Below are 16,870 nucleotides of genomic sequence, written 5' to 3'. Positions count from 1 at the left end.
TGCTCCCAAACACTATCTTGCTGACTACTGAGAGCCTAATCAAGGAGACTTCGGTCTTGGAGAAAAACACCTAATGAAAGTTTTACTGATGTTTTCCTTACTATTTTGCCTAACAGCCTGTTTTTCACAAAAAACAGATATCAATTTAGCGCAAAACATTACAGACAATGCGCAGAAAATGGCTGTGAACTACCAAGTAGTAAGTAATACCCAAGCAAAAAACTGCGATGCGGAGATGGCTGAAGGTAACTGTTATATAGCGCAACTTAACTTGCGCTTCGCTGCAGACTTACCAGCTCAGGGTTGGCATATTTACTTTTCTCATTTGTCCCCCATTCAAGAGGTGACTAGCGAAGAATTTGTGATCGAACATCTTAATGGTGATCTGCATAAATTAAGTAGTAAAAAATCAATTGAAGCTGGCAAAAATTATCAAATCAAAATTAAAGCTGGTTTTTGGTCTGTGTCTAAGTCAGATGTATTACCCAATTACTTTTTTGTTTACAACAACGACAACCAAACAGCCATTATAAAATCTACCCAAGAACAACTCGTAGCGGACTCGGTGTTACCTATCATTCCTCACGCAGGTGAAATGTCACTACCCGAACAGTTTAAACGGAATATTGAAGATAATTCAGTGTTAGCAACAGCTGAGTTTAACTTTGAACGTAATCAAACGATATTTTCCGAGCTTAATTCAACGACTAACCAACAATTGGTTATACCATCAATATTGAATAAGCAAGTGACCGACAATACTTTAGATATTAGTGCAGGTTTAGCTGTGTCTGAACAATCTTTAGTTGATTTTTCTAGTGCATTTGCTTTATTAAAAAACACTGGTATTCAGATAAAGTCACAAAAAGCAGATACCGATTTAGTAAATCTAAACATTGATTTGGTAACGTCGTTGAATCAAACGCCAAATGAAGCTGAAGCTAATCAAGAAATATCCAAACAAGCTTATCAATTACACATTTCAAACCAAAACATTCAAATCAAATCAACTAGTTATACAGGCGCTTTCTACGCCTTAATGTCTTTAAAACAACTTGTAGAAAACAATGCCCTACCTGTTGGTCAATTTAATGATTCACCCCGTTATGAATTTCGCGGCGTTCATTTAGATGTGGCTAGAAACTTCCGTTCAGTGAATTTTGTTAAACAGCTAATTCAAAATATGGCTCAATGGAAATTAAACAAATTACATTTGCATTTAGCCGATGATGAAGGCTGGCGTTTAGCCATACAAGATTTACCAGAATTAACTCAAGTTGGCGGATTTCGTTGCTTTGATCCAACTGAAACACAATGCCTTATGCCTCAACTGGGAAGCGGGCCTAATCGCTCTAATCCTAATAATGGGTTTTATAGCCAACAAGATTACCGTGAGTTGGTACAATATGCAGCAGCGCACCATGTAGAGATCATTCCCTCTTTAGATATGCCAGGACACTCTCGCTCGTCAATAAAATCCATGGAAGCTCGTTATCAAAGGTTGGTAAAACAAGAAAGGTACGAGCAAGCCAAACAATATTTGTTAACAGATTTTGATGACAAAAGTCAGTATTCATCGGTGCAGCATTACAATGACAATACGTTAAACCCTTGTTTATCCTCTACTTATACCTTTGTTGATAAAGTATTAAGCAACCTAATTCAACAGCATAAAGACGCAGGTGTGCCTTTAACCCGTTATCACTTAGGTGCTGATGAAACAGCTGGTGCTTGGCATGACTCCCCTGTTTGCCATGAATTTATCGCACAAAATAAAGATATTGAAAATGTAGAACAACTTGGTGGTTACTTCATCACACGCGTAGCACAACTTATTCAAGACAAAGGCATTATTGCTGGCGGTTGGAGTGACGGAATGCGTGAGTTCCAGCCTGACGTTAATCAACCAATGCAAGTTAATGTGTGGGATTTACTTATGTGGCAAGGCCATTTAGCCGCTGAAAAATTCCAGCAGCAAGGCTGGCGTACCATTTTGTCTTACCCAGACGTCCTATATTTTGATTTTCCATATGCGGTTGATCCAAATGAACATGGTTACTACTGGGCGACGCGTGCCACCGATAGTTACAAGGTATTTCAGTTTATGCCAGACAATGCCCAAGATAACGCTAAGTTGTGGGTAGATCGTATGGGGAATCAGTACACGCCAGATCCATCAACATCTAATAGCCCAATACATTTCGAAGGCATACAAACTCATTTGTGGAGTGAAATTATTCGCCATGACAGTGTGGCTGAATATATGTATTACCCAAGATTAATTAGTTTTGCCGAAAAAGCCTGGGTAAAACCTGATTGGGAAACGCAATCAGTTGCCTTATCAACTCAAGCATTAACCGGAAAAATTAATGCAAATTGGTATGCTTTTTCAAAAAATTTAGTTAACAAACAATTGCCTAATTTGATTACTCAAAACCAAAACTTTAGGTTACCGCCACCTGGTGCTCAGATTAAAAAGGCTGAATTACACATGAATCATATTTTTGGAGAAGGTGTGCAACTTGAGTATCAACAAACACCTAATCAATGGCAAACCTACATACAACCTATAAAGGTCAAGCCAATAGTAAAAATACGAGCGAAACTAACTAACACTAACAGCGCCGATAAACCGCGATATAGCGCTGTAATTGAACTTAAATAACATGATATTAAATATCCCCTACTTTTGTATCTCTAAGCTAAATACAAAACATTTAAAAGGAACACTTAGTGAATAATCAAGCTAACTACTTCTTAGGTATTGATGGCGGTGGAACTAAATGCAAAGCCCGCTTAGAAGACGCCAATGGAAACCTTTTGGCAGAAAGTGTTGCAGGGCCTGCTAACGCTTTTCGAGATTTACCTGGTACTATAAATTCAATACTCTCAGCCAGTGAAGAAGCAATAAAGGCCGCTAATATAAAAGGATTAACGCTAGATCAACTGCATGCAGGTATTGGTTTAGCCGGCATAAACATCCCGGAAGTTAAAATAGCATTTGCAGCACAATCCTTGCCATTTGCTTCTTCTCATATCACCACTGATTTACATATTGCCTGTTTTGGTGCGCACCAAGGTGATAATGGTGCGATTATAATAATAGGTACGGGTTCATCTGGTGTTGTGATCAATCAAGAACAACATGTGGAATTGGGTGGTCATGGTTTTGTGGTAGGAGATAAAGCAAGTGGTGCATGGTTAGGTAAAAAGGCCATTAGTCGTTGCTTAGAAACATTAGATCAATTAAGAGAGCCAAATGAATTAGCATCAGCAGTATTAGACAAACTCAATTGCCAAACAGCCTTGCAACTGGTTAATTTGACTTTAGATGCAAAACCTTCTTTTTATGCGGCATTAGCGCCAACAGTATTTGCACAAGCGACACAAAAACAAACTGATGCATTAAACCTAGTAAAAGAAGCATGTCATTACATTGAGAAATTAAGTGCTAGATTACTAGCCTTAAATCCATCACGTTTGTCTTTTATTGGCGGCGTCACTCAAGCACTGATCCCTTATTTAGAACCCCAATTACAAGAGCGGATCCAACCGGCTCTTGGGAGTCCAGAGCAAGGCGCGATTCTTTTTGCTAAATCTCAATTAAGATTTAAGTGATAATAGCGAATGTAATATTATGCAAGCTTCAATAAATAGCTAAAAACACACATTAGCTTGTAGATTTTAAAAATATAACCAACGCTTTTAAGGCGTAAATAGGAAAATTTAATGCGTTATTTTGCTCAACAATTATTTGATGGTGAATCAATCCAAACCAATCAAATTATGACAGTAGAAGACGGCAAAATTATTGCTGTCACATCAGGAACAAAAGCCGATAGTGACAAACAATTGCTAGGTTTAGTCACGCCTGGTTTTATTGATGTGCAAGTTAACGGTGGTGGTGGCGTATTATTTAACAATCAACCAAATCTCGAAGCCTTGCAAATAATGAGCAAAGCCCATCAACAATTTGGTACCACAGCCATGTTACCAACCTTAATTACAGATGATTTAAACACTATGCTGCATGCTGGCGACGCTATTGCTCAAGCCATAACAAGCAAAGTGCATGGTATTGTGGGAGTGCATTTTGAAGGACCTCATTTGAGCCAACCCAAAAAAGGCATTCACCCAGAACAACATATACGCCAAATAAGTGATCAAGAATTAGCTTTATTTACTCGTAAAGATTTAGGTGTAGTTTGTGTGACTCTAGCTCCTGAAAATGTATCTTGTGACGTAATAAAACACCTCGTACAAGCTGGCGTAAAAGTCTGTTTAGGCCATTCTAATGCCACAGTAGAACAAACCCAATTGGCTATTCAAGCTGGAGCTCAGGGGTTCACCCATTTATTCAATGCAATGTCTCCGCTGCAAAGCCGAGCAGCTGGAATGGTAGGCGCAGCATTATTAGATGACAATACTTATTGCGGGTTAATCGTCGATCATGAACATGTAGATCTGGCTAGTTGTCAACTAGCTATAAAATGTAAAACAGCAAACAAAATAATGTTAGTCACAGATGCCATGTCTCATGTGGGCAGTGAACAAGTTAAATTACAATTCAGCGGCATGGACATTACTCGAGAAGGTAATAAGTTGACCATTGAAGGTGGAAGACTTGCAGGTTCAGCATTAGATATGGCCAGTGCAGTCAGAAACACTATTCAAGATTTACATTGTACTATTGAAGATGGCATTAATATGGCCTCCTCTACCCCGGCCAACTTTATTGGTAAACAACAAAATAAAGGTAAATTAGCGGCTAATTTTGATGCAGATTGGTTAGTGTTAGATGACCAATTTGAAGTTAATCAAACCTATATTTCTGGACAAAAAGTATTTTAATACAGTTTGATCCTACAAGATGCAAACCAACAACAAGACCAACTAAAAGGTGAGTTATGCAAACACTAAACCCCAATTCCAATATTGACGACCAAGCTAAGCCAAGTGCCGTAGTGCCTATGATAATCATAGGTATGCTATTTTTTATATTTGGCTTTGTTACTTGGCTAAACGGCGCATTGATCCCCTTTTTACAGATCGTTTGTCAGTTAACTGAATCTCAAGCTCTACTCGTTGCATTCTCTTTTTATATTGCCTACGTAGTTATGGCATTACCTATGTCCTGGGTGTTAGATAAAACTGGTTACAAAAAAGGCATGAGTCTAGGGCTAGGTATGATTGCCTTGGGTTGTTTATTATTTATCCCAGCTTCATACAGCCAAGAGTTTGCTGTATTTTTGTTTGCTCAGTTTGTGATGGGTACAGGTCTAACTATTCTGCAAACAGCCTCTAATCCCTATATCGTAAAAGTTGGTCCACAAGAAACCGCAGCGGTGCGTATTTCTATCATGGGATTGCTTAATAAATTTGCCGGATTCCTTGCACCAATAGTATTTACCGCTTTAGTGTTGGGTGAGTTTGCTGGCGTTAATGCCCAATCAATCGCAGCCCTTTCAGAAGCTGATAAAGCGTTACAAATTTCAGCTCTAGCCGATGGATTGGTTTTACCTTACGCCTACATGACTGGTGCATTATTAGTACTAGCTGTGTTACTTAACTTTTCTTCTTTACCAGAATTAGTGTTAGAAAAGCCAGGATCTGAAGATGAACAAGCCGGCAGTCTAATGGCCTATCCGCAATTGATTTTAGGTGTATTCACCCTATTTTTATATGTGGGTGCAGAGGTAATTGCTGGTGATACCATAGGGTTATTTGGCTCGCAACTAGGTGTCGAAAATGCCACCTCGTTAACGTCTTACACTATGGCCTTTATGGTTTTGGGTTATCTTATGGGATTGGTCATCATCCCAAAATTTGTTAACCAAGCACAAGCTTTATCTGGTTCAGCTATTTTAGGGCTGATATTAAGTGTAGTGATTGTATTCTCTGATCCGCAATCCACTCAAATATCTTCAGTATTATGGGGATGGATGGGCATTGCCCTATTACCTGATCCGGTAACTTTGATAGCAATCCTTGGTTTTGCTAATGCCTTAGTGTGGCCAGCAATATGGCCGCTAGCATTAGACGGACTATATACCTTAACAGCTCGTGGTTCAGCCTTGTTAATTATGGGGATATCGGGCGGGGCAGTACTTCCTATGCTGTATGGCTTTTTAGCAGAACATTTCGACGGCCAGTCTGCCTATTGGATGATGTTACCTTGTTATGGCTTTATTCTATTTTACGCTTTAAAAGGTCACAAAATTAGAGCCTGGAAAAAAGCTTAATCCCTACTCAATCTCTCAAAATCATTCTTAACCTATTAAAGCGAGAGTAGCTCTCAAACAAGAGCAGTTCTCATACGAGCTGTTCTCGCTTTATGGTTCACCTGTGCGTGTAACACGCTAAAAATGTTTAATTAGTTATAAACTTTATGCATGGATACCTATCATGACAGAATTATTATACCCAGTGCCGGCGCAAGCTAAACAGAATTCCCACCTTACGCCTGAGCTATATGAAGAGATGTATCAAGAGTCAATTAATGATCCAGATACATTTTGGCAGAAACAATCATCGATACTAAATTGGGCACATCAGCCGACCAAAATTAAAAACACCTCCTATGACAAAAACAACGTGGATATTCGCTGGTTTGAAGACGGTGAACTAAACGTAAGTTACAACTGCATTGATAGGCACCTAAAAACACAGGCACAACAAACAGCCATTATTTGGGAAGGCGATGATCCAAGCAAAGATAAACACATTAGTTATCAAGAGCTACACGATCAAGTGTGTCAGTTAGCTAATGGCTTAAAAAAGTTAGGTGTGAGTAAAGGTGATCGAGTGGCAATTTACATGCCTATGGTTGCCGAAGCTGCGTATGCCATGTTGGCCTGTGCCAGAATTGGCGCAGTACATTCAATAATATTTGCTGGATTCTCTCCTAACGCCATAGCAGATAGGATAAACAACTGTGAAGCCAAAGTATTAATTACTGCAGATGAAGGCCGTAGAGGCGGAAAAACAGTCCCTTTAAAAAGTAATGTTGATCAAGCATTAACAGGCAATCGCTGCAAAACCATTGAGCGAACCATAGTACTTCGTAATACAGGTAGTGACATAAATTGGCATTCACAAGATGTTTGCTGGCAAGAATTAATCCAAGATTGTACTAGTATTTGCGAGCCAGAAATCATGCAAGCCGAAGACCCTCTATTTATTCTCTACACCTCTGGTTCAACAGGTGTACCTAAAGGTGTGGTGCACACCTCAGGTGGCTATTTAGTTTATGCTGCTATGACCCACAAATATGTGTTTGATTATCAACCAAATGAAATTTATTGGTGCGCAGCTGATGTGGGTTGGATAACAGGTCATAGTTATATGGTCTATGGGCCTTTGGCTAATGGGGCCACTACCCTATTATTTGAAGGTATACCTAACTACCCAGATATTAACCGTGTGGCACAAATTGTAGATAAACATCAGGTCAATATTTTATATACCGCGCCCACAGTGATCCGTTCTTTAATGGCTCATGGCACAAAGCCTATCCAAGACACAGAGCGAACCAGTTTAAGACAATTAGGCTCAGTGGGCGAACCAATCAATCCAGAAGCTTGGCATTGGTATTACGAAGTCATGGGCAATAAAAACTGCACTATTGTGGATACTTGGTGGCAAACTGAAACAGGTGGCATAATGATGACGCCGCTACCTAGTGTCACTGAGCTTAAACCAGGAGCGGCCAGTAAGCCATTCTTTGGTATTCAACCAGCTTTATTAAATCAAGATGGTGAGGAATTATCTGACGAAGCAGAAGGAAATTTAGTTATTAAAGCTAGTTGGCCTGGTCAAGCTCGTACTATTTATGCTGATCATTCTAGGTTTATCGATACTTATTTTAGTGCTTATGAGAATGTTTATTTTACTGGAGATGGTTGTCGACGTGATCAAGATGACTATTATTGGATAACGGGCCGAGTAGATGACGTCTTAAATGTATCGGGCCATAGATTAGGCACTGCTGAAATTGAAAGCTGTTTAGTTGCTCATCCTGCCATTGCCGAAGCTGCTGTTGTGGGGTTTCCCCATGACATAAAAGGACAAGGTATCTATGTATTTGTTACACCAATTGACGGGCAAGTTACTAATAGTGAGTTAACCAAACAAATCAACACTTGGGTGCGTCAGGAAATCAGTCCTATCGCCACCCCAGACCTAATTCAATGGACTCAAGCATTGCCAAAAACACGCTCTGGTAAAATTATGCGCAGAATATTACGAAAAATTGCGGCTAACGAGCATGAGCAATTGGGTGATATTAGCACCCTTGCTGAGCCTAGCTCAGTTCAAACCTTAATTGCTGGCAGACTAAACAAGGCATAAATTATTATTGTTTAACCAATAAATAATTGGATTATAAATCTAAAATACTTTTTACAAATGGAATGGTGAGCATACGTTGCTGCTGCAAGGATTGTTCATCTAGTTGGTCTAGAGAGTTTATTAACGAAGACATATCTCTAGGCCAATGATTAACCAAAAATTTAGCCACTTCTTTAGGCATATTCATGCCTCGCATTTCAGCTCTTATGATCAACGCTTGTTGTCTTTGATCATCGGTTAAGGAAATAAGTTGAAAATTTATACCCCAAGACAAACGAGACAGTAAATCAGGTAATTGAATCGGGAGCTGATTTGCCGGTTGGTTACCTGTCATTATCAAACACCCTGTATTTTGTTCTTTCACTCGATTAATCAAATCAAATAATGCGACTTGCCATTCCCTAGAATCTTCTAGTTCATGAATATCATCGATACAAATGAGTGAATAATGCTCTAGCCCAAACAATACATCTGGGGTTAATTCCGTGTTTCTTTCTAACTTAAGGTAAATACTACTAATGTTATCAAGCTCAGCCTGTTGGCAAGTTGCATATAATAAGTGACTTTTTCCTACCTCACTTTCACTAAACAAGTAGCTTAACCAATGTTCTACTGTGTCGGTTTTGAATTGGTTTAAGAGCTGCTGCAAATAATCACAGACTTGAGCATTTTGCCCCTGAATATAACTTTCAAAGGTTTCCACTTCTTTAATTGAAACGGGTAATGAAAGCTGACTCGTTACTTGAACCAAAGGAACTCCGCATTATTAAGCGATTGCCCAAATTCATCCATTACAGGTTGCAGTTTGCTTTCCAATTTTAAAGCGGTATTTAAATCAGAAAACTCTCCGAACAAACTCAATTCAAATGTAGCTCTAGAACCATTTTGGTTGATCAGGGTAGCATTATTCACCACACTTAAACTTTCTAAAAATGCCAACACCTGCACATAAGACTCAATACTTGCAATATTATTGATAACAATTTTGGTTTTTTCTTGATTTGAATGAAGGCTGTCAATATCAATAGCGTACTTGGCCGAAAGTTGATCAGCCAATTCATTAATCAAACGTACTGCGAGATCTTCAAAGCTATCAATCGTCAATTGGCCCGACAAGATTTTTCCATCTTCAATACTGGTCCAATCCACTACCCATTGCCCTGGTTTATAGTCAACCGGTTCAAGTTCCGTTTCGTCACTCACCGATGCTTGTTGACTTTGATACACCCTAGCGGAAATAATCGATTGTACGCCATATCTGTAACTAGCCTCTATAATACGCTGAGTAAATCCCCCCCAGATATCATAAACGCTCAGATTTTGTACATCATTTAAATCCCATAACGGGTAAACTAAGTTAATCCCCCTATATGCCGCTTGTTTGCTCATAGCAGCATAAATTTGTGGCTGATTATCTATAGTCAAATAGGTTTTGTTATTACTGTCAGGCAATTGCATGCCTAACCACACCAATGTATCTGGACGCCTTTTTCCCCAAATAGTAAAACCTGCAGTGCGAATAAGTTCTGAAATACGATCTTGATCAAAGTTAATAGTAATAAATTGCTGGGTATCTACCGTTTCATAACTATAAGCCCGCACGTAACGAGTTACTCTAGTAATAGCTTTACGAATTTCTTGATCTTTTAGCAAGTCATCGCTTCCATGCACTTTAATCAGTACTTGTTTCATGCCTTGTTGAAATGCTTTTGCACGATTATTATCAGATTGATTAATTACTGCCACGTTCGCGTCAAACAATCCTTCAATCACAGCTGCGTGCAGGTTGGTATGCCAAGCAAATAATATCACCCAACAAAATGCAAGTTTAACTATGTATTGTTTTATTGGCATTTGGGCCACTGTTTTATTGGCATTTGAACCAATACTCCTCAAAAATCAATGACAAAAAGCATATTGTCTTTTATTTAAAGATAAAATTCATCAACTGTTTAACAAATTAGTGAGACTCTTAAACAAACTCAATAGCAAACCTAGCAAGCAGAGCATACAAATTGATAATTATGATTAATTTATAAGCAAACTAAACACCTAGATAAAAATTCGATGAGCAAACAGGTTATCTTTAATTGGTATTCCCCAAGCAAACTGCTAAAATCTGCGCTCTTTTTTTTGTGGCCAATTGAGGTAAAGACGTGAGCGACAACAATTCATCATTAAGTTATAAAGACGCTGGAGTCGACATAGACGCAGGCAATCAGCTAGTCGAACGAATTAAATCGGTCACAAAGAAAACCCATAGACCCGAGGTAAAAGGCGGTTTAGGCGGTTTTGGCGCACTGTGTTCTCTTCCAGAAAAATACAAAAAACCACTATTAGTTTCAGGCACTGACGGTGTGGGTACCAAACTTAGACTCGCTATGGATCTGAAACAACACGCTGGTATAGGTATTGATTTAGTCGCCATGTGTGTAAATGATTTGATAGTACAAGGTGCAGAACCTTTATTTTTCTTAGATTATTACGCCACAGGCAAACTAAACGTAGACACAGCTACAGAAGTAGTAACCGGTATAGGTAAAGGTTGTGAATTGTCGGGTTGCGCTTTAATCGGTGGTGAAACTGCTGAAATGCCAGGTATGTACCACGGTGAAGACTACGATGTCGCGGGTTTCTGCGTAGGTGTAGTCGAAGCTGACGATGTGATTGACGGTTCAAAAGTAGCTGATGGCGATACACTCATTGCATTAGGTTCATCTGGGCCTCATTCAAACGGTTATTCTCTAGTCCGTAAAATTATCGAAGTGTCTGGCAGTGATACTAGCGAGTTGTTCGAAGGCAAAGCCTTGTCTGAGCATTTATTAGAACCAACCCGTATCTACGTAAAATCTGTCCTAAAACTATTGGAACAAATCGAAGTTCACGCTATTTCACATATTACTGGCGGTGGTTTCTGGGAAAATATTCCTCGAGTATTACCAGCTGGTACTAAAGCAGTGATTGATGGCAGCAGCTGGCAATGGCCAGGCATATTCAATTGGTTACAAGAAAAAGGTAATGTGACGACTCACGAAATGTACCGTACTTTTAATTGTGGTGTTGGTTTAGTGATAGCTTTACCAAAAGATAAAGCCGACCAAGCAGTTGAAATTTTAAACCAGTTAGGCGAAAACGCCTGGGTTATTGGCCATATTGAAAACAGCCAGTCAGAACAACAGGTTGAGATAAACTAAGTGTCAAACGAGTGTAATTCAAAATCATTGGTGGTATTGGTTTCAGGTAACGGCTCCAATTTACAAGCGATTCTTGACCAAATTGAATTGGGCAAAATAAACGGGAAAGTCTCCGCAGTTATTGCCAATAAAGAATCTGCCTATGGTTTAACCCGAGCTAAAAATGCAAATATTCCGGCTATTTTTATCGATCACAAAGGCTTTGATAGTCGTCAAGAGTATGATCAGAAACTTATGCAGACTATTAACCAATACCAGCCTGATTTAATTGTATTGGCCGGTTTTATGCGGATCCTCACGCCTGTATTTGTTGAACATTATTTAGGGCGTATGTTGAACATTCACCCATCTTTGTTGCCCAAGTACAAAGGTTTAGATACACATCAGCGGGCGATAGACGCTAAAGATAAAGAACATGGGGCTTCGGTTCACTTTGTTACACCTGAACTTGACGGTGGCCCTGTGGTTTTGCAGTCTAAAGTGCCTATTTTTGCAGAACAAGAAACTGATGAGTTAGCCCAAAGAGTTCAGGAACAAGAACGTAAGATGTATCCATTAGTGATTAATTGGTTCTGCACAAACAGATTAAAAATGGTAAACAATAAGGCAGTATTAGATGATAAAGAGTTACCAGAAATGGGTTATGCCATTGGCTAGGTTAGTGGCTATTTGGATTGCCATACTAACGAGCTTATTATTCATTCATCAAGTTAATGCAGACAACTCCCCTACTCTAAAATCATTCAAAGCTGAATATTCTGCCTTTCGTTTTGGTAGAGATTTAGGTTACGCGACATTAGAGCTATCTTCTGATGAAACCGGTCAATTGACCTTAGATTACTATTCAAAAGTATCTGCATTTTTCTTATCTGATAAACGTGCCGAAACCAGTATATTTTCATTCGAAAACAATACAATCATACCTAAAACTTATATATACCAACGTACAGGAACGGGTTCTAATAAAAATATAGGCATTGAGTTTTCTAAAGAAAATCAAAATATCACCGTCAATAATGGAGAGCCTATCAGTTGGAATGGTCATTTCGACAATCAACTATACCGTTTAGACGCTCAACTAAAACTGGCCTCCGGGGCAAAAGAGTTTTCATATGACCTTATTAATAATCGAGGCCAATTAAGACACTATGATGTAAAAGTAATTGGCCAGGAAAAATTACAATTGCCCTACGGAATGTTAGATAGCATTAAAGTTATTTTAGAGCGGGATAACTCATCAAGAGAAACTATTGCTTGGTTTGCCCCAAAACTTAATTATCAACTGGTTAAATTGCAACAGTTTAAAGACGGGGATGAACAAGGTGAAATTCGCCTGAAAAAGTTTACCTTCACCGAAAATAAAACCGCACAGCAGTAAAACGGCCAGCTCTGCTAACTTAACACTATTATATTATTCCTCCTCAGATTAATGCTGCATATAAGCTGTATATAAATAGAAAGAATAATCAATTCTCAAGTACAGCTCTGGTTATTCTTTAAGAAAACGATTCGGCATAAGATCAATCAGCATACACCTCAGATCAAATAATTTGCTAATACAATAAGGTTACGCTTGATCTTTGTTTAGCAAAAATATACCTTTGAATTTCTGGTCTGACCTCTAATAGAGTTTATTATGCAAATGTTAATATGGTTTTTATTTATCATCGCCACTTTAGGCACTGTTAGTTACTTTAGAATGAAGCTATTCAACGCATGTGTCACTATTTTTTGTCTATTATTAATTGGTAATATTTTTAATATTGTCGGTGAAATTACCTGGCTATTATTTCTAGTCTTTGCTATCCCCTTAAACATTGAATCTATCCGCAAACAATACATCACTTCACCGCTGCTTAAGATGTATAAAAATATCATGCCAGAAATGTCTAACACAGAAAAAGATGCCATTGAAGCAGGAACAGTCTGGTGGGATGGCGAATTATTTAGTGGTAATCCCAATTGGCAAACCTTACATAATATACCTCAAGCTAGATTAACAGCAGAAGAGCAAGCATTTTTAGATGGGCCAGTTGAAGAAGTTTGCGCTATGTGTGATGACTGGCAAATAAGCCACAAGGATACTGACCTGTCAGCAGAGATTTGGCAATTTCTTAAAGAGAATAAGTTTTTTGCCATGATCATCCATAAACAATACGGTGGTTTAGATTTTTCGGCCTATGCCCAATCTCGCGTATTACAAAAATTATCAGGGGTCAGTTCAGCTTTATCCAGCACAGTAGGTGTACCTAATTCACTCGGTCCTGGAGAGCTGTTACAGCTTTATGGCACGCAAGAACAACAAGATTATTATTTACCCAGATTGGTAGTTGGCGACGAAATTCCCTGTTTTGCCTTGACTGGGCCTGAAGCGGGTTCAGACGCAGGGTCTTTGCCAGATTCCGGTATTGTTTGTCAAGGACAATGGGAAGGTAAAGAAGTGCTAGGTATGAAGCTTACCTTTAACAAGCGTTATATCACGCTAGCCCCGGTGGCAACGGTTATTGGCTTGGCATTTAAATTGTACGATCCTGATGGTTTATTAGGAGAAAAAGAAGACCTAGGTATCACTTGTGCTTTAGTGCCTAGAGAAACTGAAGGTGTGGATATTGGTAACCGCCACTTTCCTCTAAACATAGCATTTCAAAACGGACCGATAAGAGGACAGGATGTATTCGTGCCAATCGACTTTATTATTGGCGGCGAAAAAATGATAGGTCAAGGCTGGCGTATGTTAGTCGAATGTCTATCTGTAGGTCGAGTTATTACTCTGCCATCAACTTCTGCAGGTGGAGCTAAGTCCATTGCTTTAGCTACTGGTGCCTATGCTAGGATCCGCCGCCAGTTCAAATTACCCATCAGTAAAATGGAAGGTATTGAAGAGAAGCTAGGCAGTATAGGTGGTAATACTTATTTGATGGATGCGGTTACGTCATTTTCTACTAAAGGAATTGATATAGGTGAAAAACCGTCGGTTGTTTCGGCTATTTGTAAATACCATCTCACTGAAAAACTTCGGCAATTAGTCTCAGATTCCATGGATATTCATGGTGGTAAAGGGATCATGCTTGGGCCAAACAACTATCTAGGTCGTGGTTATCAAGGCGCGCCTATCGCCATTACGGTGGAAGGCGCTAACATATTGACGCGAAATATGATGATTTATGGACAGGGCGCTATGCGTTGTCATCCTTATGTTTTAGCTGAAATAGTCGCCGCCAATAATAAAAATGAAGAAGAAGGATTAAACCAGTTTGACCAAGCCTTATTCGGACACATTGGATTTGCCACGAGTAACTTTTTCCGTAGTTTATGGTTCTCGTTAACGGCTGCAAAGTTTACTCAAGCGCCTTTTATGGACCATACCCGTGGCTATTACAGCTCCATGCAACGCTACAGTTCAAATTTAGCACTCTTGTCTGATATCGCTATGGCAACTTTAGGTGGCGATCTTAAACGCCGTGAAAGAGTGTCTGCTCGATTAGGCGATATTCTAAGCTATTTGTACCTAGCATCCTGTGTGCTAAAACGTTTTGACGACGAAGGTCGCAAGGCTGAAGATGCACCTTTAATGCACTGGGCCATGCAAGATAGTTTATTAAGATTAGAAATTGCACTTGAAGAGTTATTGGATAATTTTCCAAATAAAATTTTAGGAAAAGTACTAAAATTGGTGGTTATGCCATTTGGCAAAAAATACAAACGTCCGTCTGATAAGCTTGATCATAAAATAGCTAAATTATTACAAACACCAAATGATGTACGGACACGTTTAGGCAAAGACCAATACTTAGCTCGTATTGACGGAAGTTTGTTTGGTGATTTAGAGCAAACGCTAGAAAACATTGTGGCTGCGGAACCAATATATGACAAAATATGTAAAGCAGCGGGACAACGTTTCCCATTCACTCAACTCGATAAATTAGCTGAAAAAGGCCTAGAGCTGGAGGTAATCAATGAACAGCAAGCTGAATTATTACGTGTAACTGAACTAGGCAGATTACGTACCATTAACGTTGATGATTTTGCCCCCCATGAATTATTAGGCGGTGCGCCGAAACCTAAGGCGAAAAGAAAACCAAGAGTGGCTAAAGCGAGTTAAAATTATCTGAGTTAAGCCTAGCTATAACATCCAAAACCAAAAGCCCTGAACATTATGTTCAGGGCTTTTTACATTAACCTTTAATGAAAGAGATATAACTATCGATCTTATTCCAATTTTTCAAAAGCAAAACTGCTTGAATTCGCGTATTTACATCCAGAGACAACTATAAAATTGTGAAAAACTATATAACCGTAAGCTAATGTCTAATTTGCCTACCGAAAATGCTATTAAATACGTTTTATTTTTATACAATATGGTAAACTTTCAGCTCACACAAGGAAGCTGCAAAACACACCAAATTGTCACTTTCCATTATATGCATGTAATGACAAATTTAATCATTATGTACCCCTTCAGCCTTTACCTATAGAGTGCACAAAACATGCAAAATCTGACTCCAGATGGACAACAACTAGTCAATAATTTAAGTAGCAAATACAACCTCAGTTTTGATGCAGTAATGCATATGCTTATTGCTGTTAATAATGGCTCAGGCAGTATGGCACAATTTAACTGCCCTGAATTAGGAGGATCTGGTCAATGGATGCGCGGTGGCATGACTATGGTTAGTGATCTTTTCAACTACAGTTTAAAAATGACAGTCGATAACCTTTGTAATGAGCTAGCCAATGGCTTAGCTAATTTGCAAATATTTGTCCCCATTCCTAAAGGAACACCAGATAGCAGCCAATGGTGGCCAGGAGAGCTAGGCAATCCATTTAGTAGTGGTGGCCAAAACAATATTCGTTATGCGGTTTTTCCAAATCGCTTAGCGGTTGAGATTAATGGACAAGTCACTGTTTATGACACCTTAGACAACAATATAGGTGGTGTGAGTCAACAACAAGGTGGCGATTCATCGCTAACTTTTAGTAGCCAATATGGCACAATTGCTGTTAATAGCCTACCCATAATATCTGGTGAAGAGTTAGTACCAGCTCCCCAAGCTAACTTTGCTGAACCGACACAACACTCAGCTCCCAAGAATACTAATAACGACTCCGAGATACCTGCTCCCAAGAAAATAAATATACCTAGTGCAAGTACATCTTCAGTTGATGAAATTATTCAACTTATTGAAAAATTAGCAAAATTAAGGGATGCAGGTGCGATAACCGAAGGTGAATACGATGCGAAAAAAACAGAATTACTTAATAGAATATAAAGCTAAACAGCCATAAAGTGTCGTTCATGGTAATTAAAACACCAAAAATAATTTAGT

Annotated in this window: 12 protein-coding genes; 10 read left to right on the top strand and 2 right to left on the bottom strand. The window is 38.9% G+C overall.

Going from position 1 to position 16,870, the window contains the following annotated elements:
- Nucleotides 1–73: 73 nt before the first annotated feature.
- From L0668_RS12515 to acs, 5 genes are all read left to right on the top strand, one after another.
- Entirely contained in the window at nt 74–2,665 is a 2,592-nt protein-coding gene (locus L0668_RS12515) for a family 20 glycosylhydrolase (protein ID WP_235312976.1), read from the top strand.
- 68 nt (nt 2,666–2,733) lie between these two features.
- Nucleotides 2,734–3,618, top strand: a complete 885-nt coding sequence (locus L0668_RS12510; RefSeq protein ID WP_235312975.1) for a glucosamine kinase nucleotide-binding domain-containing protein — start codon at nt 2,734–2,736, stop codon at nt 3,616–3,618.
- A 111-nt stretch (nt 3,619–3,729) separates the two neighbouring features.
- The gene (gene nagA, locus L0668_RS12505) at nt 3,730–4,851 is read left to right on the top strand and encodes an N-acetylglucosamine-6-phosphate deacetylase (protein WP_235312974.1); all 1,122 of its coding nucleotides are present in this window, start codon (nt 3,730–3,732) and stop codon (nt 4,849–4,851) included.
- Nucleotides 4,852–4,907: 56 nt separating this feature from the next.
- Entirely contained in the window at nt 4,908–6,242 is a 1,335-nt protein-coding gene (locus tag L0668_RS12500; protein WP_235312973.1) for a sugar MFS transporter, read from the top strand.
- Nucleotides 6,243–6,405: 163 nt separating this feature from the next.
- On the top strand, nt 6,406–8,349 hold the full coding sequence (gene acs / locus L0668_RS12495; protein ID WP_235312972.1) for an acetate--CoA ligase: 1,944 nt from the start codon (nt 6,406–6,408) through the stop codon (nt 8,347–8,349).
- Nucleotides 8,350–8,380: 31 nt separating this feature from the next.
- Here acs and hda read toward each other — a convergent pair whose 3' ends face one another.
- Together hda and L0668_RS12485 are read right to left on the bottom strand one after the other, a co-directional pair.
- Nucleotides 8,381–9,100: a DnaA regulatory inactivator Hda gene (gene hda, locus L0668_RS12490; protein ID WP_235312971.1), complete on the bottom strand. Its 720-nt coding sequence runs from the start codon at nt 9,098–9,100 to the stop codon at nt 8,381–8,383.
- A complete protein-coding gene (locus L0668_RS12485) occupies nt 9,088–10,203 on the bottom strand; it encodes a DUF2066 domain-containing protein (RefSeq protein WP_235312970.1) in 1,116 nt (371 codons plus the stop codon). The genes hda and L0668_RS12485 overlap by 13 nt, the downstream gene beginning before the upstream one ends.
- Before the next feature lie 302 nt (nt 10,204–10,505).
- On the opposite strand from L0668_RS12485, the gene purM reads away from it, so the two are divergent.
- From purM to L0668_RS12460, 5 genes are all read left to right on the top strand, one after another.
- Entirely contained in the window at nt 10,506–11,543 is a 1,038-nt protein-coding gene (purM, locus tag L0668_RS12480) for a phosphoribosylformylglycinamidine cyclo-ligase (protein WP_235312969.1), read from the top strand.
- The gene (gene purN / locus L0668_RS12475; RefSeq protein ID WP_235312968.1) at nt 11,544–12,200 is read left to right on the top strand and encodes a phosphoribosylglycinamide formyltransferase; all 657 of its coding nucleotides are present in this window, start codon (nt 11,544–11,546) and stop codon (nt 12,198–12,200) included.
- Nucleotides 12,160–12,921, top strand: a complete 762-nt coding sequence (locus L0668_RS12470; RefSeq protein WP_235312967.1) for a DUF3108 domain-containing protein — start codon at nt 12,160–12,162, stop codon at nt 12,919–12,921. Before purN ends, L0668_RS12470 begins: the two co-directional genes overlap by 41 nt.
- A 258-nt stretch (nt 12,922–13,179) precedes the next feature.
- Nucleotides 13,180–15,645 carry an acyl-CoA dehydrogenase FadE gene (gene fadE, locus L0668_RS12465; protein ID WP_235312966.1) on the top strand — a complete coding sequence of 822 codons (2,466 nt, stop codon included), beginning with the start codon at nt 13,180–13,182 and terminating at the stop codon, nt 15,643–15,645.
- Between the two features lie 385 nt (nt 15,646–16,030).
- The gene (locus tag L0668_RS12460) at nt 16,031–16,813 is read left to right on the top strand and encodes an SHOCT domain-containing protein (protein ID WP_235312965.1); all 783 of its coding nucleotides are present in this window, start codon (nt 16,031–16,033) and stop codon (nt 16,811–16,813) included.
- The last annotated feature ends 57 nt before the right edge of the window (nt 16,814–16,870 follow it).

Origin of the sequence: Paraglaciecola algarum, assembly GCF_021532655.1 — a bacterium.
GTDB classification, from domain to species: domain Bacteria; phylum Pseudomonadota; class Gammaproteobacteria; order Enterobacterales; family Alteromonadaceae; genus Paraglaciecola; species Paraglaciecola algarum.
Note: the sequence above shows the minus strand (reverse complement) of the source record. Positions and strands in the feature narration are given on the sequence as shown.